Here is a 24,343-nt window from a genome sequence, read left to right as displayed (position 1 = left end):
TATGGCAATAGTATATGATTGGTATGAGAACCCCAACGCTGAGGGTGATCCGGAAGAAAGGGGACTGCATCCCCGTCCGTTGCTTAACGGAAAAGTCAGCATGAAGCAACTTTATGCCCGCGTGCATGCCCGCAGTTCGCTCACGGTGGGCGATGTGATGAATGCGATAGATTGCCTGACGCAGATTTGCAGCGAGGAGTTGCGCGAAGGTCGTGAGGTGCACATCGAGGGTTTAGGATATTTTGCCCCCACGTTGGAAGCTACGCAGAAAGTGACGCGCAGCACGCCGAACAAGCATCTGAAATTGCGACTGAAGAGCATCAGTTTCCGTCCCGACGTCAACCTGAAAAGTGCGCTGACGGGTATCACTACCACCCGAAGTAAATATACCCGTCACTCCCAACGCCTCTCGGAAGTGGAGATAGACATGCGTTTGAAGGAATACTTCGCCGAACATGATATACTGATTCGCTACGATTTCCAGAATCTGTGCGGCATGGCCCGCACCACTGCCAACGGGCACTTGAAACGGCTTCTGGAAGAAGGCAAGTTGATGAACGTAGGGCGGCGTACGCAACCCATCTATCGCCCGATGCCGGGATATTACGGCGTGTCACGGGATGCGAAGGTGAAGCGGTGAAACGGGAAAGTAGTTTCAGCCGGAATGCCGATGAACAGGAAGATTCGGTGGGGGCTGAAAGGACAGAACGATCTTATCTTTGCCTCGGATAAGAAATCTTCCTGTATCTAACTGACTGACAGAATTAAGTAGAGAAGTCGAAAGTTGTTGGTAACAATTTGGAGACAATGTAACTGCATTGAAATTTTGTGCTTTGCATCTCATCAAACAACTCTGTTCAAATATAATATTTTATTCTAATATAAGCAAATGCTATGAACAGTTGTATATCCGTAATTTGTAATTTATGAATGCGATCGAGTGCATAAATCATAATAGTCTCATAATAAGGGCTACGAGCTACGATATACCATCGGTGCTTGAAGACTTTTAAACAATACGGTTTGATATTGAGTGATTGCTTTGCGTCAGAGAATGTATTGCACTTCCTTAAACAGGTATCCGCGCTCTTTTCCTGCCTGGTCTTCAAGGATAAATCGTCCATCCGGTTCAACGCGTAGCAAGCGGGCAAGGAACTCACTGTCTGCATCGGCATAGCGATGAAAGCCTTCGCGGCGAAAAAGGGAATGGGCATAACGTTCGGCAATACGGTTGGCGGCATCACCCGAAGTGTCTGTTTGCAGGAGGGTGTAGTACTCTTTTAGTCGCCTCATGATGTTGGCGAGTATCAGGTAGCGGTCGTACTCTTGCCCTGTGATTTGCTTTAAAGATACCGGATTGGGAGCATTGCTCCGGAAGGTTTCCTGATTTATGTTTACCCCGATACCGGAAATGCTGCGTCCAATGTGGTGTCCGGAAAGGTCATTTTCTATCAGTATGCCGCAAATTTTCTTTTCGTTCCAATAGATGTCGTTCGGCCATTTGATGGAAATACCTTCCGTCCATTCGTCCAGTTCTTCCTTGATGGAGAGGGAGACGATTTGAGAAAGGATGAACTGGCGACGGGCTTCAATAAAAGTGGGATAGAGTACGAAGCTGAATGTAATGTTCCGGCAGTCTTCCGACTCCCAGCTGTTGCCTCGCTGTCCTTTACCGGCAGTCTGGCGTTCGGCAATGACCGTCGTAAATTCTCGGACAGCGGATTGCTGTTCGTTGCAAAGTTGTGTCAGGTGATTGTTTGTAGAGTCTGTTTCCGGTAATATAATTAGCGGAACAGGAAACACAGCGGGGGTAATTATCAGATTCGGTTCTTTCTTCATATCAGGGCAGGGCGTCATATTCGGCACGCATTTTCTTAGTGAACTTCTTCAGTACTTCTTCATAAGCATGGTCGATGAGGCTCTTTATCAACTTATCATCCACATCACCATCAAGGAAAATCTGGTTCCAGTACTTTTTGTTGAAATGATAAGCACCCTCAATGGATGAGTAGTGCTCGCGTAGCTCTATCGCATATTCCGGATCGCACTTCATGCAGATTTTGTTCGATCCTTCCAAGTCAATCAGTACAAACATTTTATTCATCACTTTCATCACGAGTGAATACTCGTCGAACGGAAGACACTCCGTTACGGCTTTCTTTGCGAGACAATATTCGCGAGCGGTTTCTATATCCATTTGAGTAATTACTAATTATTAGTTATTAATTATTCTGCGTCATCATGCCGCATGGTATTTTTCATTTTTTAATTCTCAATTTCCTCAGAACATCGGCGGATAAAATGCATCCTTGATATGTTCAATCTCAAATGCGCCAGCCTCGCCGACAGCGGTAATAATGTCAAAACGGACGGGAGCATCGATGCTAAAATGCTTGATGTAAGCATCAGCAGCCACCACAATGTGGCGTACCTTCTGCCAATTGACGGCATCCTGCGGTTCAACGTAGTCCGTATTGCTGCGGGTTTTTACCTCCACTACAATCAGTTGTTCGTCTTTGACTGCCACAATGTCCAGTTCGAGGCGGTTTTTTCGCCAGTTGCGGTGGCGGATGGTGTATCCGTTGCGTTCCAAATATGCCATTGCGGCATCTTCTCCTGCTTTTCCGAGGGCATTGTGTGCTGCCATACCTATATTTGTTCTGCTTTTTAGCTGTTTCTATGCAAAAATACGTTTTTTCTGCTTTGTATTTACAGAAGGAAAACTAATTTTGCAGGAAATATGAGAAAGAGAGATAAAACGTGTGCGAAAGCAACACCCGAAGAACCGAAACGTGAACAGCGCATCGTATGTCTGATGAGCGAGGAAGAGCTACGGATTGTAGACCGTTATCTGGAGAAATACAAGATAACGAACAAATCGCGTTGGCTACGGGAGACTATTCTCATGTTTATCCATAAGAATATGGAAGAAGATTATCCGACTCTTTTCGGAGAGCATGATATGAGGAGATAGGAGAGAATTAAAAATTAAAGGTAGGGGAAGTTGGACGATAACTTTTATATGAAACAAGCGCTTGCAGAAGCGCGTAAAGCTGCAGAGCGGGGAGAAGTGCCTGTGGGTGCAGTGGTTGTATGCAAAGAGCGTATCATTGCACGTGCCCACAACCTGACTGAAACTTTGACAGATGTAACAGCTCATGCTGAGATGCAAGCGATTACTGCCGCTGCCGCTACCCTTGGTGGAAAGTATCTGAGCGAATGTACCCTTTATGTTACTGTTGAACCTTGTGTGATGTGCGCCGGTGCCATTGCTTGGGCGCAGATGGGACGACTTGTATTTGGTGCGGAAGATGAAAAGCGCGGTTATCAGCGCTATGCGCCGCAAGCTTTGCACCCGAAAACAGTGGTGGTGAAAGGAGTGCTTGCCGATGATTGTGCCGCACTTATGAAAGATTTCTTTGTAACAAAACGCCGTTGAATTCTAATATAGTTCCTTTTTCTGACCTATATTTCGTATTTTATCCGTATATTTGACTACTCAACATACCCTTAAAATACCATATGTAATGGAATATCATCGTATATCTTTTATTCACAACGATACCGAGTATTCATTTATCAAAGCTATGAATGATAGATTAACGGGCTATTCACTGATGTCAGCCTGTCGGATAGAAGTTCAAATTTATATGAAAGAGCATAATCTGAAAGGCAAGTATATCCTGACCGGTATGGCCAAGATTTAATTTACAGACTATTCTTTGATTTCTTCAAAATCCACGTATTCCCCTTCATCTTTGGTGAAGAGTTTCTTGTGCTTTCTGTGAATGACATCCTCAGAGGAAGTGGCTTCTTCATTAGCCTGTGAAGAAGAATTCTGTTGTTGATTACCTGAGAAGGAATAACCACCACTGGATTGATAACTGCCTCCACCGTTCTGGTAAGTACCGGAAGAGGTGCGACGCTTCCCCAATCCGAAGATACTCCGGAGGACAGTGCCGATAATACTGAGTCCAATGACCAGGATAACGACTATTATAATGAATAGAAATCCTAATATGTGAAACATGGGCTAATCGTTTTTATAGATTGTTCGTCTTACGAACGATAGTACAACAACTGTGCCAGAGATTTGTTTAGAGTTTCTTCCGTACAAACCAGCACAAAATGATATACCAGCCGATGACAGCTGCAAGTCCTACGAAAATAAGCAGGGGAATGCTGACTATCAAAAACAAATAACGAATTTTATTTTCTTCCCAGGAGAGGTTCTTCAGTTTGAAGGCGAACATCGGGAATTCGGAGACCAATAACAGGGAGAACAATACGATGCAGACTAGCAATCCGTACAGGACAGCACCGCCTTGTATTAGCCAGTCATGATATTGTGCCGCTGCCGCTGCCCAAAATAAAGTGTTGGCAGGGGTGTTCAGGCCAATGAATGAGCTGCTTTGGCGTTCATCGATGTTGAATTTAGCCAGGCGCAATGCAGAAAATACAGCAATGAGGAAGGCAAAATAGGGAACATATTCCTGAAAGCCGCTCATCCAACTGGGATAAGTGGTTTCACGCAATAAAGAAAATACGATGAGTGAGGGGGCTACTCCGAAACTGACGTCATCCGCCAGGGAGTCCAACTCTTTTCCGATGGGAGAAGGAGCGTTCAGAAGCCGGGCCGACATTCCGTCGAGGAAGTCGAATACAGCACTGATAATGATGAAAGTGAGAGCCCATTCATATTTGAACTCGAACGCCATGACACACGCAATACAACCTGAGAACAGATTCATGCACGTCAATGTATTGGGTATATGACGGGTAATACAGTTAGCCATTGCTTAGTTATTTTAGTTTGGCTATCACGGTTTGGTTTCCTGTAGTTGTTTGTCCCAGTTCTACGAACACTTCAGTGCCCAGCGGAAGATAAACATCTACACGAGACCCGAACTTGATAAAGCCCATATGTTCATCGATATAACAGTCCTCGCCTGCTTCGGCATAGGTGACGATGCGGCGTGCCATGGCGCCGGCAATTTGGCGAGCCATCACTTCCACGCCCTCGGGAGTTTCGATAACTACCATGGATCGTTCATTATCCGTACTGGCTTTCGGCAGCCAGGCTTTCATGAATTTACCGTTTTGGTGTGCCACCTTCTTTACGGTTCCGTCTACCGGATACCAGTTGGCATGTACATTGATAACACTCATAAAGATGGATATCATAAGGCGGCGGTCATGGAAGTATTCATTTTCTTCGACCTCTTCTACAACCACTATTTTGCCATCGGCAGGTGCCACCACAATCTTTTCGGTGTCTTCCTGCTCAAACAAGCGGATAGGGCATCGGAAGAAATTCACCAGCATTCCATACAAGACGATACTGACCACAGCTACGATGTAGAACGGTAATTTACACTCCAGCCCGAAGTATAGGGCAGAATTGACTACCAGTAGCAACAGTAAACTGCCGGCCAGTGTATGTGTCCCTTCACGGTGAATTCGTATCTTTTTTAGTTTCTTTAGTCGACTCATGTAAGTTGTTTTATTCTTTGTGAATACAAATTATCCGCAAAAATAGACTTATTTTGAAAATCTAACAAGCATTTGGGGGGAGAAATGCAGATGTTGATAACTTTTAGGGAAATATTTTTGTTAGGTCTTATATAGGTTGTACTTTTATGCTCTCAATTGAAAGGAGATATTTATGCAGGATTTTGTTCATTTGCACGTTCATACCCAATATTCCCTCCTCGACGGTCAGGCAAGCGTCAGTGCGCTGGTTGACAAAGCGATGAAGGATGGAATGAAGGGAATTGCCGTAACTGACCACGGTAATATGTTCGGCATCAAGGAGTTCACTAATTACGTCAACAAAAAGAATAGCGGGCCGAAAGGAGATATCAAGAATCTCAAGAAGCGCATTGCCGGTATTGAGAGCGGCGAAATAGCTTGTGAAGACAAGGAAGCGGAGATTGCTGACTGTCGCGCAAAAATTACGGAAGCTGAAAATAAGCTGTTTAAACCGATAATTGGCTGCGAGATGTATGTGGCACGCCGCACCATGGACAAGAAGGAAGGAAAACCCGACCAAAGCGGCTGGCACTTGATTGTGTTGGCAAAGAATGAAAAAGGTTATCACAACCTGATAAAGTTGGTGTCCAGAGCCTGGACGAATGGATACTATATGCGTCCCCGCACCGACCGCAATGAGCTGGAAAAGTATCACGAGGGATTGATTGTCTGCTCGGCCTGTATCGGTGGTGAAGTACCTAAGAAGATACTTAACGACCAGTTTGAAGAAGCGGAGGAGGCTGTACGCTGGTACAAGAACCTCTTTGGAGAAGATTATTATTTGGAGTTGCAACGACATAGGGCGACCGTGCCCCGTGCCAACCATGAAGCCTACCCGTTGCAGCAGCGGGCAAATGCCAAACTGATAGAGTATGCCAGGAAATACAATATCAAACTGATCTGTTCTAATGACGTTCACTTTGTGAATGAGGAACATGCCGAAGCGCACGACCGCTTGATTTGTTTGAGTACAGGCAAAGATTTGGATGACCCCAACCGTATGCTTTATACTAAGCAGGAGTGGATGAAGACGAAAGCGGAGATGAACGAACTCTTTGCGGATATTCCCGAAGCTTTGTCCAATACGCTGGAGGTTCTGGATAAGGTGGAATACTATTCCATCGATCACGCACCTATCATGCCTACCTTTGCCATCCCCGAAGACTTCGGAACGGAAGAAGGCTATCGGCAGAAATTTACTGAAAAGGATTTGTTCGATGAGTTCACCCAGGACGAGAATGGAAATGTGGTGCTGAGTGAAGAGGACGCCAAGGACAAAATCAAGCGCTTGGGTGGATATGAAAAATTGTATCGTATCAAGTTGGAAGCGGACTACCTTGCCAAACTGACTTTTGACGGTGCTAAGATATTTTATGGCGACCCCATGTCGGAAGAAGTTAGGGAACGGTTGAAGTTCGAACTTCATATTATGAAGACAATGGGTTTCCCCGGATACTTCTTGATTGTGCAGGACTTCATCGCTGCTGGGCGTAGCATGGGTGTGTCAATTGGTCCGGGACGTGGTTCGGCTGCTGGTTCGGCCGTGGCATACTGCTTGCAGATTACGAAAATCGACCCTATCAAATATGACTTGCTGTTCGAGCGTTTCCTGAATCCCGACCGTATCTCATTGCCTGATATTGATATTGACTTCGATGATGACGGACGTGGTGAAGTGCTTCGTTGGGTAACTAACAAGTATGGACAGGAAAAGGTGGCGCATATCATTACTTATGGTACAATGGCTACTAAACTTGCCATCAAGGACGTTGCCCGTGTGCAGAAGCTTCCTCTTTCAGAATCCGATCGTCTGGCAAAATTGGTTCCCGATAAAATACCTGATAAGAAACTGAACCTGCGGAATGCTATTGATTACGTTCCCGAGCTGCAGGCTGCGGAAGCTTCTCCTGACCCTCTGGTGCGTAATACGTTGAAATACGCTAAAATGCTTGAGGGGAATGTGCGTGGTACAGGTGTGCATGCTTGTGGAACGATTATTTGTCGTGACGACATCACCGACTGGGTGCCTGTAAGTACTGCTGACGATAAAGAAACTGGCGAAAAGATGCTCGTAACCCAGTATGAAGGTTCGGTGATTGAAGATACGGGATTGATTAAGATGGACTTCCTGGGATTGAAAACATTGTCAATCATCAAGGAAGCCGTAGAAAATATCCGTCTGCATCGTAGGTTGGAGTTGAATATAGATAAGGTGCCGATTGATGACCCTGTCACTTATAAATTATATAGTGATGGTCGTACCATTGGCACGTTCCAGTTCGAGTCTGCCGGTATGCAGAAATACCTGCGTGAGTTGCAGCCTTCTACTTTCGAGGACTTGATTGCGATGAATGCCCTTTACCGTCCAGGTCCTATGGATTACATTCCGGATTTCATTGACCGTAAGCATGGGCGGAAACCGATTGAGTATGATATTCCCGTCATGGAGAAATATCTGAAAGATACGTACGGTATTACGGTGTATCAGGAGCAGGTGATGCTCTTGTCCCGTCTGTTGGCTGACTTCACCCGTGGTGAGTCTGATGCCTTGCGTAAGGCGATGGGTAAAAAGTTGCGTGACAAGCTGGATCACATGAAACCCAAATTCGTTGAAGGCGGGCGCAAGAATGGACACGATCCGAAAGTACTTGAAAAAATTTGGGGAGACTGGGAAAAGTTTGCATCTTACGCTTTCAACAAGTCTCATGCCACCTGTTATTCGTGGGTAGCTTATCAGACCGCATATCTGAAAGCTAATTACCCTGCCGAGTATATGGCAGCCGTAATGAGCCGAAGTTTGTCGAACATTACCGATATCACCAAGTTGATGGACGAATGTAAGGCGATGGGCATCAAAGTATTGGGACCGGATGTAAATGAGAGTAACCTGAAGTTCACTGTTAACCCGGAAGGAAATATCCGTTTTGGTCTTGGTGCAGTGAAGGGTGTGGGCGAAGGTGCCGTACTGAATATCATGGAAGAACGTGAGAAGAACGGTCCTTTCAAAGGTATATTTGATTTTGTGCAGCGTGTCAATCTGACAGCTTGTAATAAGAAGAACTTGGAATGCCTCGCTCTGGCGGGGGGCTTCGATGAATTTCCGGAACTGAAGCGTGAACAATACTTTGCCGTGAATTCTAAGAATGAAGTCTTTCTGGAAACTTTGGTGCGTTATGGTAACCGTTATCAGGCCGACCAGGCAGCAGCGGCCAATTCATTGTTCGGTGGAGAAAATGTAGTGGATATAGCCACCCCCGAAATCCCCGAGGCGGAACGTTGGAGTGACCTCGACCGCCTGAACAGGGAGCGCGACCTGGTAGGTATCTATCTTTCCGCCCACCCGCTGGATGAATACTCTGTTGTATTGCAACACGTTTGCAACACCCGCATGGCTGAGTTGGAAGATAAAGCAGCGCTTGCCGGGCGCGAAATCACGATGGGAGGTATTGTGACCTCCGTGCGCCGGGGTATCAGTAAGAACGGTAATCCTTATGGCATCGCCAAAATTGAAGACTATTCCGGTTCTGCGGAACTCCCGTTCTTTGGTAATGACTGGGTGACCTATCAGGGGTATTTGGGGGAACGTACCTTCCTCTTTATTAAAGCCCGTTGCCAACCCAAACAGTGGCGGCAGGATGAGTTGGAAGTTAAAATCACCTCTATGGAATTATTGCCCGATGTGAAGGAAAAGCTGATATCCAAAATCACCATATTGATACCGCTTTCCGTACTGAACCAGGCTTTGGTAACAGAGCTTGCAGCGCTGATGAAAGGGCATCCCGGTACGACAGAGTTATATTTCAAAGTGAGCGATCCGGATAGTAAAACTGTAGTGGATCTGATTTCCCGTCCGGTGAAGCTTTCCGTAGGGCGTGACTTAATCTCTTATTTAAATGAGCGTCCCGAACTGGAATTCCGGATAAATTAGTATCTTTGCTTCATCAATGAGATACCATAAAATTGATACTGGCTTGATAACTAATAATTGATATTTAATAATTAATATTTAAAGAAATGGCTTTAGAAATTACAGACAGCAACTATAAGGAAATCCTGGCAGAGGGTAAACCTGTAGTGATTGACTTTTGGGCTCCCTGGTGTGGTCCTTGTAAGATGGTAGGTCCTATTATTGACGAACTGGCAGAACTGTATGACGGTCAGGTAATCATCGGTAAGTGCGATGTGGATGAAAGTAGCGATCTGCCTGCGGAATATGGCATTCGTAACATTCCTACCGTATTGTTCTTCAAGAACGGTGAGTTGGTTGACAAGCAGGTAGGTTCTGCGCCCAAATCAGCTTTTGACGAAAAGATAAAGAAAATGCTCCTGTAAGGAGTGTTCATATAAATAAGGTATTCACCCCTAAAAAACTAACTATTATGGGACTGGAAGACGATTTCTTAAAGGATGACCTCGATGACGAAAAGACCATCGAATACATCAAAAATTATTTGCCGCAGGAGTTAAAGGAGAAGTTCTCTGACGACGAATTCTATTATTTCCTCGATTTGATTGATGAGTATTATTCTGAAAGCGGCATTCTCGATGTAGAGCCGGATGAAGAAGGATGCGTCGAAGTTGACCTGGGGCAGATCGTAGATTACATCATCAAGGAAGCTCATAAAGACGAGATGGGTGACTATGATCCGGAAGAGATTCTGTTCGTGGTTCAAGGGGAACTGGAATATACGGAGTCGTTGGATGATGACGAATAAGTAGTTTCAGTAAGTAAAAAGAGAGTCCGGACGTTTCGTTCGGACTTTTTTTGTGGAATTATTCCACACTTGTAGAGTGGATTCCACACTTCATGCAATTTCCATTTAAGTGTTTAATGCTTTGGCTATGAATAATAAAAGTATAGTTAGCGAACTTTGGCACGTCAGTTGTGTTTTTTATTTATAGGGTTTTTAACATTAACATAAACAGAGAGCTTATGAAATCGTTTTTCAAAAAGAGAGAAATCAGAATAACGAAAAGGCAGGCAGTGATTGCCGCAATAGGTATAGTATTGTTAGTAGGGATTTACTGGTTCGTCACTCATCGTCCTGCACCAGCACCGGATCTGCCGGTAGTGGCCGTAGAACCGGTGACACAGGACGATGTGGAAATCTATGGTGAATATGTGGGACGTATCCGCGCTCAGCAGTTTGTAGAGGTGCGTGCCCGTGTAGAAGGGTATCTGGAAAATATGCTTTTTGAAGAAGGTACTTATGTGACGAAGAACCAGGTGTTGTTTGTAATCAATCGCGACCAGTATGCGGCCAAGGCGGATAAGGCACGTGCACAACTGAAAAAGGACGAAGCACAGGCTCGCAAGGCACAACGTGACTTGGAACGTATCCGTCCGCTGTATGAGCAGAATGCTGCCAGTCAATTGGATTTGGATAATGCGATAGCGGCTTATGAAACAGCGCAAGCTAGTGTAGCTATGAGTCAGGCAGATCTGGATCAGGCGGAACTGGAATTGGGTTATACAATTGTCCGTTCCCCGTTGTCTGGACATATCAGTGAACGCTATGTAGACCTTGGTACACTGGTAGGCACAGGAGGCAAGTCGTTGCTGGCAGCTATCGTAAAGAGTGATACGGTGTTGGTTGATTTCAGTATGACTGCATTGGACTATTTGAAAACCAAAGAGCGCAATGTGAACCTGGGACAAAAAGACTCCACCCGTTCCTGGCAACCGAATATTTCTATTACACTTGCCGATAATACGGTTTATCCGTTCAAAGGTTTGGTTGACTTTGCCGAACCGCAGGTTGACCCTCGCACCGGTACATTCTCTGTTCGTGCCGAGATGCCCAATCCGAAACATGTGTTGCTGCCGGGGCAGTTCACAAAAGTGAAGCTGTTGCTGGATGTTCGTGAGAATGCAACAGTTGTTCCCCTGAAATCGGTAATCATCGAAAAGGGTGGTGCTTTTGTGTTTGTGATGCGTCGCGACTCCACCGTAGAACGGCGCTTTATTGAACTGGGACCGGAGTTCCAGAACCAAGTGGTAGTGGAAAGAGGTTTGGTGCCGGGTGAAACCATCGTGGTGGAAGGATACCATAAGCTGAGTCCGGGTATGAAAGTTAAGGTGAACAATGCCCTGTTGAAGAAAGAAGACGAGGAACAAAGTCAGACACCGGATACGGTTAAGACTGAGAAGTAATTGACGAACGTAAAACAGACGCATATGAAAGTAAGTTTCTTTATAGACAGACCGGTATTCTCGGCTGTCATCTCCATACTGATTGTCATTGTGGGCATCATCGGATTGTCGATGCTCCCCATTGACCAATATCCGCAGATTACGCCGCCGGTAGTGAAAATCAGCGCATCCTATCCGGGTGCCAGCGCACTGACGGTATCGCAGGCAGTAGCCACACCTATCGAACAGGAATTGAACGGAACACCGGGAATGCTCTATATGGAGTCCAACAGTTCCAACTCCGGTGGTTTCTCGGCTACAGTGACATTTGACATCTCTGCCGACCCTGATTTGGCGGCAGTGGAAATTCAGAACCGTCTGAAACTGGCGGAATCCCGTCTCCCGGCGGAAGTGGTGCAAAACGGTATTTCGGTAGAAAAACAGGCGGCCAGCCAGTTGATGACTATCTGTCTCATGTCTTCCGACCCGAAGTTTGATGAAATCTACCTGAGTAACTTTGCTACACTGAACGTGCTCGACTTGCTTCGCCGTATTCCCGGTGTAGGCCGTGTGTCGAATATCGGTAGCCGCTACTACGCCATGCAGATCTGGGTGCAGCCGGATAAGTTAGCTAACTTCGGACTGACCGTGGCCGATTTGCAGAATGCACTGAAAGACCAGAACCGCGAGTCCGCCGCCGGTGTGCTGGGGCAACAGCCGGTGAAAGGATTGGATATCACTATTCCTATCACCACCCAGGGGCGTCTGTCTACTGTTGCGCAGTTTGAAGAAATCGTGATACGTGCCAATGCGGATGGCTCTATAATTCGTTTGCGTGATGTGGCGCGTATATCTCTGGAGGCTTCTTCTTACAACACAGAGAGTAGCATCAACGGTGAAAATGCAGCGGTGCTGGGTATTTATATGCTTCCGGGTGCCAATGCTATGGAAGTAGCGGAAAATGTGAAGAAGGCGATGGATGAGATTAGCGCTAATTTCCCTGATGGATTGAGTTACGAGATACCGTTCGATATGACAACGTACATTTCGGAATCTATCCATGAAGTGTATAAGACGCTGTTTGAGGCTTTGGCACTGGTGATTATCGTAGTGTTCCTGTCATTGCAAAGTTGGCGTGCCACATTGATTCCGATTGTGGCGGTGCCTATTTCTCTGATTGGTACATTTGGTTTCATGTTGATATTCGGTTTTTCGCTCAATATACTTACGTTGCTCGGACTGGTGCTTGCTATCGGTATTGTGGTGGACGATGCTATTGTGGTGGTGGAGAATGTGGAGCGCATCATGCACGAAGAGAAGCTGCCGCCTTACGAAGCCACTAAGAAAGCTATGGAAGGACTGACGGGAGCAATTATTGCTACGTCACTGGTGCTGGCAGCAGTGTTCGTTCCGGTTAGTTTCCTCGGCGGCATCACAGGACAACTTTACCGCCAGTTTACGGTGACGATTGTGGTCAGCGTGTTGCTTTCTACGGTAGTTGCACTGACACTGAGCCCGGTGATGTGTTCGTTGATATTGAAACCGGACTCCCACAAACGGAAAAACATCGTATTCCGTTATATCAACTATGCACTGAATATGGGTAACCGCAAATACGTGCGTCAGATTTCACGTGTGATAGGCAATCCCCGCAGGGTGTTGGGAGCATTCGGCATAGTATTGATAGCCATTTTTCTGGTAAACCGACTGATTCCGACCAGCTTCCTGCCCGTGGAAGATCAGGGTTACTTCAAAGTAGAACTGGAATTGCCCGAAGGTGCAACGTTGGAACGCACGCGTACCGTATCGGAACGTGCAGTGGAATATCTGATGTTGAACCCGGCTGTGGAATATGTGCAAAGCGTAGTGGGTAGCAGCCCGCGTGTAGGCAGCAGTCAGGCACGCAGTGAACTGACCGTCATCATGAAACCTTGGGGAGCACGGGACGGACAGACCATTGATGAAGTAATGGCACAAGTGAAGAAAGACCTTCAGGAATATCCCGAATGTAAGGTTTATCTCTCCACGCCGCCGGTTATTCCGGGATTGGGAAGTTCCGGTGGTTTCGAGATGCAGCTTGAAGCACGCGGTGATGCCACTTTCGACAACTTGGTACAGGCAACGGATACATTGATGTATTACGCATCACAGCGCAAGGAGTTGTCGGGACTTTCATCTTCTTTGCAGGCGGATATTCCGCAACTTTATTTCGATGTAGACCGGGATAAGGTGAAACTGGCGGGTGTACCCCTGGCGGATGTATTCTCAACCATGAAGGCCTATACCGGTTCGGTATATGTGAATGACTTCAATATGTTCAACCGTATCTATCGTGTATACATTCAGGCAGAAGCTCCCTATCGGGAACATAAAGAGAATATCAACCTCTTCTTCGTACGTGGTGCGGATAATGTAATGATACCGTTGACTTCCCTCGGAACAACTTCGTATACCACGGGGCCGGGTAGCATCAAGCGTTTCAATATGTTCAACAGTGCCGTGATTCGTGGCGGAGCTGCCGATGGTTACAGTTCCGGTCAGGCAATGGAAATCATTGAACAGATAGCCCGTGACCACTTGCCGGACAATATCGGTGTGGAATGGAGCGGACTTTCTTATCAAGAGAAGCAGGCAGGCGGACAGACTGCCATGGTGCTGGCACTGGTATTCCTGTTCGTATTCCTCTTCCTGGCTGCACTTTACGAGAGCTGGTCGGTGCCTATTGCCGTATTGCTTTCATTGCCTATTGCCGCATTGGGAGCTTACCTCGGGGTATGGCTGTGCGGACTGGAAAATGATGTTTATTTTCAGATTGGACTCGTTATGCTGGTCGGTCTGGCAGCAAAGAATGCTATTTTGATTGTGGAGTTTGCCAAAGAACAGGTGGACCGTGGGGCGAATGTGGTGAAAGCCGCTCTGCATGCATCACAGTTGCGTTTCCGTCCTATCCTGATGACGTCATTGGCATTTATTCTCGGTATGTTGCCGATGGTGATTGCCAGCGGACCGGGTTCGGCAAGCCGTCAGGCCATCGGTACAGGCGTATTCTTCGGAATGATTCTGGCTGTGACAATAGGTATTTTGTTGGTACCGTTCTTCTTCGTGCTGATTTATAAGGCGAAGGCAAAAGCAAAAGGTGCGAATATTAAGAAAGTTGCGAAGCGATTAAAACGATAAGCTATGAAAAGGAAATATACGATATATTATATGATGGTGCTGGTAGTGGTGCTCAGTTCCTGCCAGTTGGGTAAACACTATGCACGTCCGGAACTGGACCTGCCGCAGCAACTTGACTCTACAGAGCAGGATACACTTTCCATTGCCGACCGCCAGTGGTGGACCATTTACACTGATACTACCCTGCAAGCGCTCATCGAGCGGACGCTTGAATATAATAAGGATATGAAGATTGCCGCCGCACGGGTGAAGGAACTGGCGGCGATGAAGCGCATAGACTTTGCCAATCTCTTCCCGCAAGTCAGCGGCAAGCTGTATGCAGACAAGGAGGCAGAGAACTATGGCGGCGATAATTATGATTCGGACCGGAGTTATGAGGCGAAAGCCATCGTTTCGTGGGAGGTGGACCTTTGGGGAAATCTGCGTTGGGCGAAGGATAAGAGTATGGCGGACTTTCTGGGTTCGATAGAAGCGCAACGTGCCTTGAAAATGAGTCTGGTGGCAGAAGTGGCACAGGCATATTTCGAGCTGGTGGCGTTGGATAACGAATTGGCAATTGTACGCCAGACACTCGGTGCCCGTAAGGAGGGTGTCCGGCTGGCGAAGCTCCGTTTTGAGGGTGGTCTGACTTCGGAGACTTCTTATCAGCAGGCCCAGGTGGAGTTGGCACGTACGGCAACGCTGGTGCCGGACCTGGAACGGAAGATTTCTATCAAAGAGAATGACATTGCTTTCCTGGCGGGCGAGTATCCGCGAAAGATAGAACGTTCGGTGCTGCCGGAAGAGGTGAAACTGCCGGAAAGTCTTCCTGTGGGGCTTCCTTCCACATTGCTGGAACGTCGTCCGGATGTGCGTCAGGCGGAGCAGAAGCTGATTGCTGCGAATGCGACGGTGGGAGTTGCATACACCAATATGTTTCCCCGTCTCAGTCTGACGGCTCACTACGGGTTGGAGAGTACCGAGTTCTCGGATTTCCTGAAGTCACCTTATCATTTCCTGAGCGGTTCGTTGCTGACGCCGCTGTTTGCTATGGGTAAGAACCGGGCGATGCTGAAGGCGAAGAAGGCGGCGTATGAGGCGGAGGTCTATGCATATGAGAAGTCGGTGTTGACTGCCTTCAAGGATGCGCGGAATGCGATTGTGGATTTCGGCAAGATAAAGGAGATTTATGAGTCGCGTCTGCAATTGGAGCAGGCGGCACGGACGAACGTAGAGCTGGCCCAGTTGCAGTATATCAACGGGGTTATCGGATATTTGGATGTGTTGGATGCCCAGCGTGGATATTTTGATGCACAGATAGGACTGAGCAATGCGATAAGGGATAAGCAGATAACGCTGGTACGGCTGTATAAGGCGCTCGGCGGGGGATGGCAATAAGAAAGTATATTAGAGTCAAAAAGCGTTGCGCTATGTGTGTGGGCAAATAATCATTCGCCCACACACATAGCGTTACTTATAACTTGAATCATGCCGGCGGCGTATTCAGAAAGAAGAACACCGACATCCCGATGAGGATAACTCCCAGTACTCCATAGAATAACCTCGCACGCTGTCGTCCCACGCTCCTCACCGCAAACTGAGTGTTCCGTGCAGTGAAGAACCACTCCCAGTCGAACACCGCAGCCAGCAGTGAAATGATGCCGGCCACTGCAAAAATTCCCTGAATGATATATTGGCTCATAGTGACTTATTCCTGGCTTTCCATTGTCAGCTTGCGTGAGCCATCTTCCAGTTCTTCGATAGTGACGCGTATCGTATTGCCCGGCAACAGTTCCTCTACCAATTCCGGCCATTCGATAAAGCAGAGCGCTCCGCTGTAGAAATAATCCTCATATCCCATGTCATATACTTCTTCCAGCTTCTTGATGCGGTAGAAGTCGAAATGATAAATGAGCTCGCCCGCTATGTCCGAGCGGTACTCATTGATGACGGCAAAAGTGGGAGAGGTAACAACGTCCTCAACGCCCAGTTCCTGGCAAAGTGCCTTGATAAATGTAGTTTTACCGGCTCCCATCTTTCCGTAAAGAGCGAAAACGGTATTGTCGCCCATTGCAGCGATAAATTCGCGGGCGGCTTCGTGGATATGGTCCAGAGATTGAATTTTGATTTCCATATTATCTTTTATTTATAACTTTAACTTTGACGATGTTTAACTTTGGCAGTGTCAATGTTTAACTTCGGCGCTGCCAAGGTTTAGCCTTTTTATCCTCCCCCTCGTCCGCTCAATGTGATAAGCGGAATAATCATCTCTTCCATCGAGATTCCCCCATGCTGGAAGGTATCAGTGTAGTAGCTGACGTAGTGATTATAATTATTCGGATAAGCAAAGAAATCCCGTCCGGTGGCAAAGATATAACGTGTGCTCACATTAGGTGAGGGCAGGTGTATATCTGCGGGGCGGGTGATTTCGAACACTTGTTTAGGATTGTATGCCATATTGCGCGATAGCTTGTAGCGCAGGTTGGCATTGATTTCTTTACTGTTACTTTGTACTTTTACCGGGTTATCTACGCGGATGCTACCATGGTCCGTAGTGATGATGACACGATACTGGCGGTTGGCAAGTGCTTTCAGCAGGTCGCTCAACGGTGAATGGCGGAACCATGAAAGCGTGATGCTGCGGTAAGCTGCCTCGGTGGAGGCGAGTTCGCGTATCATCTTACTTTCCGTGCGGCTGTGGCTCAACATGTCGATGAAGTTGAACACGGCAACGTTGAGGTCGTTCTGTGCCAGTGCAGGCAGTTGTGCCAATAAGCGTTCGGCACCTGCGGCGTCATTTATTTTATGATAAGAGAATGTATCGTTGCGGCGATAACGCTCGATGATGGTACGTATCAGCGGAGCTTCGTTCAGGTTCTTGTTTTCTTCTTCGTCTTCATCTACCCACAATTCCGGAAAGAGCCGCGCTATCTGGTCGGGCATCAGACCGGAGAAGATGGCGTTGCGGGCATATTGTGTGGCAGTGGGCAGGATGCTGAAATAAAGTTGTTCGTCGATATTGAACAAGCCGGATAGCTCGTCGGCGAGGACACGCCACTGGTCGTAGCGGAAGTTGTCGAGGACGATGAAGAAGACTTTTTCGCCTTTGTCCAACAGCGGGAAAAGGATACGCTTGAAAATGTCCGGGCTCATGAGGGGACGGTCGAGGGGAGTATCTTTCGTTGATACCCAATCTGCATAGTGCTTCTTGATGAACTTGGCGAAAGCGGAGTTGGCTTCTGCCTTCTGCATGGCAAGCATTTCACTCATGGGGCTGTCCGTTGCTTCCAGTTCCAGTTCCCAGTATACGAGGCGGCGGTATAGTTCCATCCAGTCGGCGGCGGTCAGCGAATCGTTGATTTGCATGCCTATCTTGCCGAAGTTCTGTTGATAACCGGTCTGTGCGGCTTCGCTGACTATGTCCCGGCGGTGCAGGTTCTTCTTTAGTGACAGTAATATCTGGTTGGGGTTGACAGGTTTGATAAGGTAATCCGCTATCTTTTGCCCGATAGCCATATCCATGATATTTTCTTCTTCGCTTTTGGTAATCATGATGACGGGGACGGTGGGGCAGATTTCTTTTATCAGTGCCAGGGTTTGCAGACCGCTCAGTCCGGGCATGTTCTCGTCCAGAAAGATGAGGTCGTAGGTAGTGGCACGGCAGCGGTCGAGCGCATCCTGTCCGTTGGTTACGGTGTCGACTTCGTAACCTTTGCCTTCCAGAAACAGGATGTGCGGTCGCAACAAACTGATTTCATCGTCTACCCAAAGTAATCTGTCTTTCTTCATATTTTATGTTTTCAGTCCTCAAAGATAACACCATTTTCCGGGTCGTCCTCTTCCGCAGGCAGATTTTCTTCTTTCTGCCGTTCTTCTTCCTCGGTAGGCAGGTTTAGCAGAGGTTCATCCAGTGTGTAACCTTTCAGTTCGGGCTCCGGAATGGAAGAGAAGTGGGCACGGTAGAAGGTGTCGTAGTCATCAAAACTGTATTGCTTGATGAGTTGTTCATAATTTGCTTCCGAAATAAGCACTGCACGCATACCGCTCAGCCGGGCAGCCATTTCAGGAGTGGCATAGAGCCTGCGGAAATATTGCTGTGCTTCATCATAATTGCTGAATGGTTTGATTTGCAGCATCCCGATACCCCGTTCGTGAGCAAAGGCAAGATCAAAGTTCTTCACCAGGAAGGTGGAGAAATTATAGCGTGCCACTTCAAACAGAAGCATGTTTTCGTTTACTTTTCCTTCTTCGTAGGCAAGGATAAAGAGGAACGGAACATTGCGCTCCGTGCTGAATGCACTGTCCGGTGGAAGGACGGCGGCATTGCCCAGGCTATCGCCTAATAAGTTACCGACTTCGGCAAGTTCAGCATTCCGGCGTTGCCAGATGGAACCGAATGTATGACTGTCGCGGGCCAGCAAACGCCCTTCCTGTACACCTTTCAGTATATGAGCGGCGAGGTCGGTGATTTCATTTTGCGGATATTGCTGTACAAGCTGTTTCAGGGTGGCGAGGAATTGCTTGGTTTCTCCACCTTGCAAACGGGTGACGGCATCAAGGAACATGAACTTCGGGCGATGCTGTCCCAGAGGATATATCTCTGCGGAAAGATGTGCAGCAGCACGTACGGTGGCAGTGTCTCCCGCCTGGAAATGCTCGTAGGCGCGGGTATAGAGCGAGTCTTCGCGTTGCTTACCGTGCACGGCGTTCTCCGCAAAATCCGGGTCGGCCAGCGTTTTGGCGTAACGGCTTTCGGGGAAGCGAGCGATAAGCTCGGACTTATATCTTTCGGCTAATTGTAGTGCAGTTTCCGCTATGGATGGAGAGTTATCATAATGGTTTATAGCTAATTCAGTCAGGAATAACTGATAATACACCTCATCCAGTTGCGCGAAGTCCGGGAACTGGCTTACAAGTCGTTCAAAGGCGGCTTCCGCCTTTCGGAAATCCTGCATACGGTCTTTGAATATCATTCCGGCGCCATACAGGGCTTCTGATAACAATGCGTTTGAAGCTTTCATTGCTTCTTCTGTCAGTGGAATTTGTGATAGATAGTATTCCGGGCGATGCGTGTCGTTGGCAAGGCTGTCGGTGTCTGTTTTTTCGTTGTTACCGATACCTGTTTTCTCGTTCTCACTATTCTGTGAGTGGGTGCGGTTGGTTTCACCTTCCTTGTTGTTCTGAATAGAATCTGTTCCGGCAGTCTGTTCGGGCTCGTTATAATCTATTTCCCCGAAATCATCCAGGGCAACTACAGTTTTATTCTTTCTCCGCCAGTTATCTTCCAGCTTCCGGCGCCCCCATAAACGTTGGAATTCCGCTTTCCCCTGTTCCACTAATTGCGGGTTGTAGAAGTACCAGGCTTGCTTTCCCCCTATGGTAGGTTGGGTGGTTTGCGGAGTAGTGGTGGTACTTTGTCCCGGTCGGGTGACGATGGAAGTGGCGGGCAATTGGTTGGCAGCTTCATCAAGCATTTGTTGACGGTTGGTTTCCCGTTCCGCTTCCTCTGCCGCTTTGCGTTCTGCTTCTTCCCGGGCAATGACTTGCGCGATGATTTCCTTTATTATGCTCAGCCTTTCTTCTTCCGTCATTCCGGCAAGGCGTTGCAAGCTGTCTTGCAATTGTATGGCAGTGGTGTGTGGTACCAGTTCGTCCAGGATTTCCGAACGAGTGGTAGCGGTGTCATATTCCTGATGCGTCTTGTCTATCAATCCGATGGCTTCGGCGTATGCTTTCTGCGCTTCGGCATAGCGTGCCTGCTGCCAATATAGATTTCCCAGCGTTAGTTGCAGAACACCTTTCTCTACGCCGTTTCGTTTGCTCTTTTCTATTCCTTTATGATAGGCGGCAAGGGCCTGAACCGTATCTTTTTCGGCAAGATAGACGTTGCCCAGTGCATAATATATCTGGTCCAGAAATTCTTCATTCTTTTCGTCACGGCTGAGACGCAACAGTTTTCCTATGATTTTGCGACTGTTAGAGGCGGGCATCACTTCCGTTTGTCGGATGCGGGCGCTGAGAGCCAGCTCATACGGTGGGTTGAGGCGGATTACTTTGCTGTAAGCTTGATAGGCTTGCTCTGGTTGCTGCAACATTTGGTAAGTCTGCCCCAAGAGGTAGTAACATCGTGCTTTCTGTTTCTTATTCTTTTCGTTTTTGGCGGTTTTTTCCAGATGCGGAATGGCTTCCCTGTACCGCTTACTGCCCAACAGGAAATTTCCCGTTGCCGAGGCATACGGAACTGCCAGTGATAGGGGCAGACTGTCGTTGTTCACCCGGCTCAAGGCGTCTTCAGCGTCATATTGCCAACCCAATGCAGAGTAACAGCGGGACAGCCAGATGAGTGCTTCGGAAGTAATGCCCGTTTGTCCGTCGTAAAGGCGTGCGATGTAGGAGAATGTTGATGCAGCTTCCGGGAAGTCTCCTTTCTGATATTGCGCTTTGCCTAGCAACAGCCATGCGCGGTGTATGAAAGGATTGAATTCACGACGTGCCAGCCATTTCTTATATTCATCGGTGTATGCCCGCCCCGGCTTGCGGATAGGGCGTCGTTTGATGGAGTGCTGTCGGATGGCTTTTTGTGCTTTTTCAATAGCCCGGTCGAAGTCGGAAGTGCCGATACTTGTGGTTTCTTTATTGCCTATGGGGTAGAGGGGAAGCACCTCCATATAATTGTCCTTATTTCCTTGCTGTTGTGTTTCGAGTCCGGTCTTATAGGCTTCGTTGCCATTGAAGTAAACGTTGTAGCGGGTGGTCAGGGCATGGTAGAAGCGTGTACCGGCTGTATTCTTTCGAGTGGAACATCCGGCAACGAGCATCAAAGTCACTAAGATGCCAGTGAGGTAGACTGCTTTGCGTTTCAAACTATGCCAGTAGGTTTTACGGGTTCTGCGTTTTCTGCCGTAAAGATAAATAAAAACTCTTTCCCAACTTACATATCACATATATAATAATGGAAAAGAAGATGATAGCTGCCCCCGAAGGCACATTGAGATAATAAGATATCATCAGCCCACCCAGGCAACTGAGATAACCGATGCCGATGGACAACCATATAATGCGGTGAAAACGGTGTGAGAATAAGTTCGCCGTCATTTGCGGAATGGTGAGCAGCGAAATGACCAGCACGATACCCACCATGCGCAGGCAGGCAACGATGGTCAGCGCAATGAACATCATCAGCACGTACTCAAATATCTGTACCGGAATTCCTTGCGAACGGGCAAACTCCCTGTCGAAAGCAACATAAATAATCGGACGTAAATAAAGTACAAAGAAGATGGTCAGTATCACCGCAAGCCCTGCCAACAAAGCTATATCAGTCATCGTAATCGTCAGGATATTGCCAAACAGATAAGCAGACAGGTCGGGCGCAAACCCCGGAGAAAGGAAAGTGAACATAATGCCCAATGCCATACCCAGCGTCCAGAATACGGCAATGGCCGAATCTTCGCGCATATCATTGCGTTTGCTTAGCCACTCCACCCCAAACGCAGACAACACAGCAAAAACACCGGCTGCCAGAATAGGGGAGATGCCTGCATAGAGTCCCAAACCGATACCACCAAAAGAAGCATGTGTTAGTCCGCCGCTAATGAACACCAACCGTCTCGTTACAATGTATGTACCGATAAGTCCGCAAACGATGCTTGCTAGCAAACTGCCGATAAGGGCGTGTTGAAAGAATGTATATTGCAGTAAATCCACGTTGTTAGTGATTAGTTGTTAGTGATTAGTGATTATCAGTTAATGTATATAGAGATTTACTATCATACCGTATGGTATTAATCACTAACCGCTAATCACTGTTCTTCTCTCTCCAATAATAAGGAATACTTCGTCTTTAATATTGTCCGGCAACGCGATTCCGCGCAGTTGCAGGCTTCGCACCCATCCGGCAACGTCAGTATCTTGCATTGTATAGAATATATCCCTGAATTCATCTTCTTGTTCAGAAGTATAATCTTCGGGAGCAACACCGATGTATTTGTCCAATTCTTCATCGTCGTAATACTCTATCTTCTTGCTGACGGCAGCCAACAGACTGTCCCGTTCGCATACCTCATGCTGTCCACAACACTCTGCATCCACTTCTTTCACTTCAGGCATGGCATCCAGTTCTCCGCGCTCAATCTTCTTCTGCAAGCGGCGGTTGCGGATGTATCCTGCCAGAAGGGCAATGCAGACAAGTGCAATCAGACTTATTATCAGTATCCACATATTCTATTCCTCTATTTCTATTTCAAATCCGGCTTGTTGCAAATCTTTCCAATATCCCGGATAAGATTTGGAAACCACCTGAGGCTCTGCAATCAGCAAAGACGGCATCCGCATGGCGGCAGGTGCAAAGGCCATTGCCATCCGGTGGTCCTCGTAAGTTGCGATAACGGGATTGGCTTCCGGTTCACAACGCTCACCGTCCCAGATTAATATACTGTCCTCTTCCGACTTTACCACATATCCCAACTTATGCAATTCGGTGATGAGCGCCTGAATCCGGTCTGTTTCCTTAATTTTCAGACTCTGCAATCCGGTGAAGCGGAAAGGTATGTTCATTAAACAACAAGTCACAACGAAAGTTTGTGCCAGGTCGGGTATATCGACTAAATCTTCCTTGATGCGGGCAACAGGGCTGCCCATCTTGGTCAATATCACTCCACGGTCGGTATGCGCTGTCCGTACACCAAGTTTCGTGAATATCTCCGCTCCCCGGCTATCTCCCTGATAGCTGCGTGAGAAAAGTCCCGATAATTCCACCTCAGTTTTTACGGTTTCCTTTTCGTTAGTTGCATTGTCACAGTTCAGGGCAACCATCTGATACCAATAGGACGCAGCACTCCAGTCACTTTCCACCGTGAAAGGTATGTCTTTGTAAGTGCCGGGGCGGACGGTGATGCTGCTTTCGGAACTCCATGCAGCTTCTGCACCGAATTCTTTCATCAGTTGCAACGTCAGGTTGATATAGGGGCGTGAGATGATTTCTCCCGTCAGGTTCAGTTTCAGTCCGTTTCTCAGAATCGGACCAATCATCAGTAAGGCAGATATATATTGTGAACTTACGTTTCCGGCCAGCGTGATTTCTTCGCCCGCCAGCTCTGTGCCTGTGATGCGTAGAGGAGGGTAACCCTCTTTGCCGGCATATTCTATTTGTGCGCCCAGTTCGCGCAGGGCATCTACAAGAATCCGTATAGGACGTTGCTGCATCCGCTCGGTACCCGTAATGACACGTGTGCCGGGTGTTACACTGAGATAAGCGGTGAGAAAACGCATTGCTGTTCCGGCGGCAAGGATGTCGATATGTTCGGGATTTCCGTCCAAAGCCTTTATCATGACACGTGTGTCGTCGCAGTCGCTCAGATTGGCGGGCGTGATGCATCCTTGTGCTAAAGCATGTAATATCAAAGCCCGGTTACTGATACTCTTGGATGCCGGGAGCTGAATAGTGGTGTGCAGGGTGGCAGGTGCCGAAAGTTTATAGCGCATAGTTGTATTCTTTCTTAGAATCTAATAGCTGGTTTACAG

24 protein-coding genes are annotated in these 24,343 nt (G+C 47.5%); 10 read left to right on the top strand and 14 right to left on the bottom strand.

Going from position 1 to position 24,343, the window contains the following annotated elements:
- Nucleotide 1: 1 nt before the first annotated feature.
- The gene (locus HMPREF9447_RS21305; RefSeq protein WP_009131860.1) at nt 2–640 is read left to right on the top strand and encodes an HU family DNA-binding protein; all 639 of its coding nucleotides are present in this window, start codon (nt 2–4) and stop codon (nt 638–640) included.
- 217 nt (nt 641–857) lie between these two features.
- Here HMPREF9447_RS21305 and HMPREF9447_RS29155 read toward each other — a convergent pair whose 3' ends face one another.
- The 4 genes from HMPREF9447_RS29155 to HMPREF9447_RS21290 form a co-directional block, all read right to left on the bottom strand.
- On the bottom strand, nt 858–1,124 hold the full coding sequence (locus tag HMPREF9447_RS29155) for a WYL domain-containing protein (protein WP_081589801.1): 267 nt from the start codon (nt 1,122–1,124) through the stop codon (nt 858–860).
- Nucleotides 1,048–1,857, bottom strand: coding sequence for a biotin--[acetyl-CoA-carboxylase] ligase (locus HMPREF9447_RS21300; protein ID WP_009131859.1), 810 nt, complete (start codon nt 1,855–1,857; stop codon nt 1,048–1,050). The genes HMPREF9447_RS29155 and HMPREF9447_RS21300 overlap by 77 nt, the downstream gene beginning before the upstream one ends.
- Nucleotides 1,841–2,197 (bottom strand): MmcQ/YjbR family DNA-binding protein, encoded by a 357-nt coding sequence (locus tag HMPREF9447_RS21295; protein ID WP_009131858.1) that lies wholly within the window; start codon nt 2,195–2,197, stop codon nt 1,841–1,843. Before HMPREF9447_RS21295 ends, HMPREF9447_RS21300 begins: the two co-directional genes overlap by 17 nt.
- Nucleotides 2,198–2,281: 84 nt before the next feature.
- Nucleotides 2,282–2,647 (bottom strand): YraN family protein, encoded by a 366-nt coding sequence (locus HMPREF9447_RS21290; RefSeq protein ID WP_009131857.1) that lies wholly within the window; start codon nt 2,645–2,647, stop codon nt 2,282–2,284.
- A gap of 93 nt (nt 2,648–2,740) precedes the next feature.
- Between HMPREF9447_RS21290 and HMPREF9447_RS21285 the strand changes: the two genes are divergently transcribed.
- The 3 genes from HMPREF9447_RS21285 (at nt 2,741) to HMPREF9447_RS21275 (ending at nt 3,707) form a co-directional block, all read left to right on the top strand.
- Nucleotides 2,741–2,974: a hypothetical protein gene (locus HMPREF9447_RS21285; RefSeq protein ID WP_007212260.1), complete on the top strand. Its 234-nt coding sequence runs from the start codon at nt 2,741–2,743 to the stop codon at nt 2,972–2,974.
- Between the two features lie 30 nt (nt 2,975–3,004).
- On the top strand, nt 3,005–3,439 hold the full coding sequence (locus tag HMPREF9447_RS21280; protein ID WP_009131856.1) for a nucleoside deaminase: 435 nt from the start codon (nt 3,005–3,007) through the stop codon (nt 3,437–3,439).
- Between the two features lie 88 nt (nt 3,440–3,527).
- Nucleotides 3,528–3,707 carry a hypothetical protein gene (locus HMPREF9447_RS21275; RefSeq protein WP_009131855.1) on the top strand — a complete coding sequence of 60 codons (180 nt, stop codon included), beginning with the start codon at nt 3,528–3,530 and terminating at the stop codon, nt 3,705–3,707.
- An 8-nt stretch (nt 3,708–3,715) separates the two neighbouring features.
- Here HMPREF9447_RS21275 and HMPREF9447_RS21270 read toward each other — a convergent pair whose 3' ends face one another.
- From HMPREF9447_RS21270 to HMPREF9447_RS21260, 3 genes are all read right to left on the bottom strand, one after another.
- The gene (locus HMPREF9447_RS21270; RefSeq protein ID WP_009131854.1) at nt 3,716–4,030 is read right to left on the bottom strand and encodes a DUF4834 family protein; all 315 of its coding nucleotides are present in this window, start codon (nt 4,028–4,030) and stop codon (nt 3,716–3,718) included.
- A gap of 67 nt (nt 4,031–4,097) precedes the next feature.
- Nucleotides 4,098–4,796, bottom strand: coding sequence for a CDP-diacylglycerol--serine O-phosphatidyltransferase (gene pssA / locus HMPREF9447_RS21265; protein ID WP_009131853.1), 699 nt, complete (start codon nt 4,794–4,796; stop codon nt 4,098–4,100).
- A 7-nt stretch (nt 4,797–4,803) separates the two neighbouring features.
- Nucleotides 4,804–5,493, bottom strand: a complete 690-nt coding sequence (locus tag HMPREF9447_RS21260) for a phosphatidylserine decarboxylase family protein (protein WP_009131852.1) — start codon at nt 5,491–5,493, stop codon at nt 4,804–4,806.
- 172 nt (nt 5,494–5,665) lie between these two features.
- On the opposite strand from HMPREF9447_RS21260, the gene dnaE reads away from it, so the two are divergent.
- From dnaE to HMPREF9447_RS21230, 6 genes are all read left to right on the top strand, one after another.
- Nucleotides 5,666–9,460 carry a DNA polymerase III subunit alpha gene (dnaE, locus tag HMPREF9447_RS21255; protein WP_009131851.1) on the top strand — a complete coding sequence of 1,265 codons (3,795 nt, stop codon included), beginning with the start codon at nt 5,666–5,668 and terminating at the stop codon, nt 9,458–9,460.
- A gap of 86 nt (nt 9,461–9,546) precedes the next feature.
- On the top strand, nt 9,547–9,864 hold the full coding sequence (trxA, locus tag HMPREF9447_RS21250) for a thioredoxin (protein WP_009131850.1): 318 nt from the start codon (nt 9,547–9,549) through the stop codon (nt 9,862–9,864).
- Between the two features lie 47 nt (nt 9,865–9,911).
- Nucleotides 9,912–10,247: a hypothetical protein gene (locus HMPREF9447_RS21245; RefSeq protein WP_009131849.1), complete on the top strand. Its 336-nt coding sequence runs from the start codon at nt 9,912–9,914 to the stop codon at nt 10,245–10,247.
- Between the two features lie 218 nt (nt 10,248–10,465).
- Nucleotides 10,466–11,686 carry an efflux RND transporter periplasmic adaptor subunit gene (locus tag HMPREF9447_RS21240; protein WP_009131848.1) on the top strand — a complete coding sequence of 407 codons (1,221 nt, stop codon included), beginning with the start codon at nt 10,466–10,468 and terminating at the stop codon, nt 11,684–11,686.
- A gap of 24 nt (nt 11,687–11,710) precedes the next feature.
- Complete coding sequence (locus HMPREF9447_RS21235; RefSeq protein WP_009131847.1) at nt 11,711–14,842, top strand: efflux RND transporter permease subunit; 3,132 nt, start codon at nt 11,711–11,713, stop codon at nt 14,840–14,842.
- A 3-nt stretch (nt 14,843–14,845) separates the two neighbouring features.
- The gene (locus tag HMPREF9447_RS21230) at nt 14,846–16,219 is read left to right on the top strand and encodes an efflux transporter outer membrane subunit (protein ID WP_009131846.1); all 1,374 of its coding nucleotides are present in this window, start codon (nt 14,846–14,848) and stop codon (nt 16,217–16,219) included.
- A gap of 88 nt (nt 16,220–16,307) precedes the next feature.
- On the opposite strand, the gene HMPREF9447_RS21225 is transcribed toward HMPREF9447_RS21230, so the two are convergent.
- The 7 genes from HMPREF9447_RS21225 to HMPREF9447_RS21195 all read right to left on the bottom strand — a co-directional run bounded on the left by HMPREF9447_RS21225 (nt 16,308) and on the right by HMPREF9447_RS21195 (nt 24,304).
- Complete coding sequence (locus HMPREF9447_RS21225) at nt 16,308–16,523, bottom strand: immunity 17 family protein (protein WP_009131845.1); 216 nt, start codon at nt 16,521–16,523, stop codon at nt 16,308–16,310.
- Nucleotides 16,524–16,529: 6 nt separating this feature from the next.
- Nucleotides 16,530–16,955, bottom strand: coding sequence for a tRNA (adenosine(37)-N6)-threonylcarbamoyltransferase complex ATPase subunit type 1 TsaE (gene tsaE, locus HMPREF9447_RS21220; RefSeq protein ID WP_009131844.1), 426 nt, complete (start codon nt 16,953–16,955; stop codon nt 16,530–16,532).
- Nucleotides 16,956–17,044: 89 nt separating this feature from the next.
- Nucleotides 17,045–18,610, bottom strand: a complete 1,566-nt coding sequence (gene porX / locus HMPREF9447_RS21215) for a T9SS response regulator signal transducer PorX (RefSeq protein WP_009131843.1) — start codon at nt 18,608–18,610, stop codon at nt 17,045–17,047.
- Between the two features lie 11 nt (nt 18,611–18,621).
- Complete coding sequence (gene porW, locus HMPREF9447_RS21210; protein WP_009131842.1) at nt 18,622–21,684, bottom strand: type IX secretion system periplasmic lipoprotein PorW/SprE; 3,063 nt, start codon at nt 21,682–21,684, stop codon at nt 18,622–18,624.
- A 16-nt stretch (nt 21,685–21,700) separates the two neighbouring features.
- Nucleotides 21,701–22,528 carry a metal ABC transporter permease gene (locus HMPREF9447_RS21205; RefSeq protein WP_009131841.1) on the bottom strand — a complete coding sequence of 276 codons (828 nt, stop codon included), beginning with the start codon at nt 22,526–22,528 and terminating at the stop codon, nt 21,701–21,703.
- Between the two features lie 84 nt (nt 22,529–22,612).
- The gene (locus HMPREF9447_RS21200) at nt 22,613–23,041 is read right to left on the bottom strand and encodes a hypothetical protein (RefSeq protein WP_009131840.1); all 429 of its coding nucleotides are present in this window, start codon (nt 23,039–23,041) and stop codon (nt 22,613–22,615) included.
- A gap of 3 nt (nt 23,042–23,044) precedes the next feature.
- Nucleotides 23,045–24,304 carry a 3-phosphoshikimate 1-carboxyvinyltransferase gene (locus HMPREF9447_RS21195; RefSeq protein WP_009131839.1) on the bottom strand — a complete coding sequence of 420 codons (1,260 nt, stop codon included), beginning with the start codon at nt 24,302–24,304 and terminating at the stop codon, nt 23,045–23,047.
- Nucleotides 24,305–24,343: the final 39 nt, after the last annotated feature.

The sequence above is a fragment of the Bacteroides oleiciplenus YIT 12058 genome (assembly GCF_000315485.1).
Classification (GTDB): Bacteria; Bacteroidota; Bacteroidia; order Bacteroidales; family Bacteroidaceae; genus Bacteroides; species Bacteroides oleiciplenus.
This window is presented reverse-complemented; position numbering and strand designations above follow the sequence as displayed.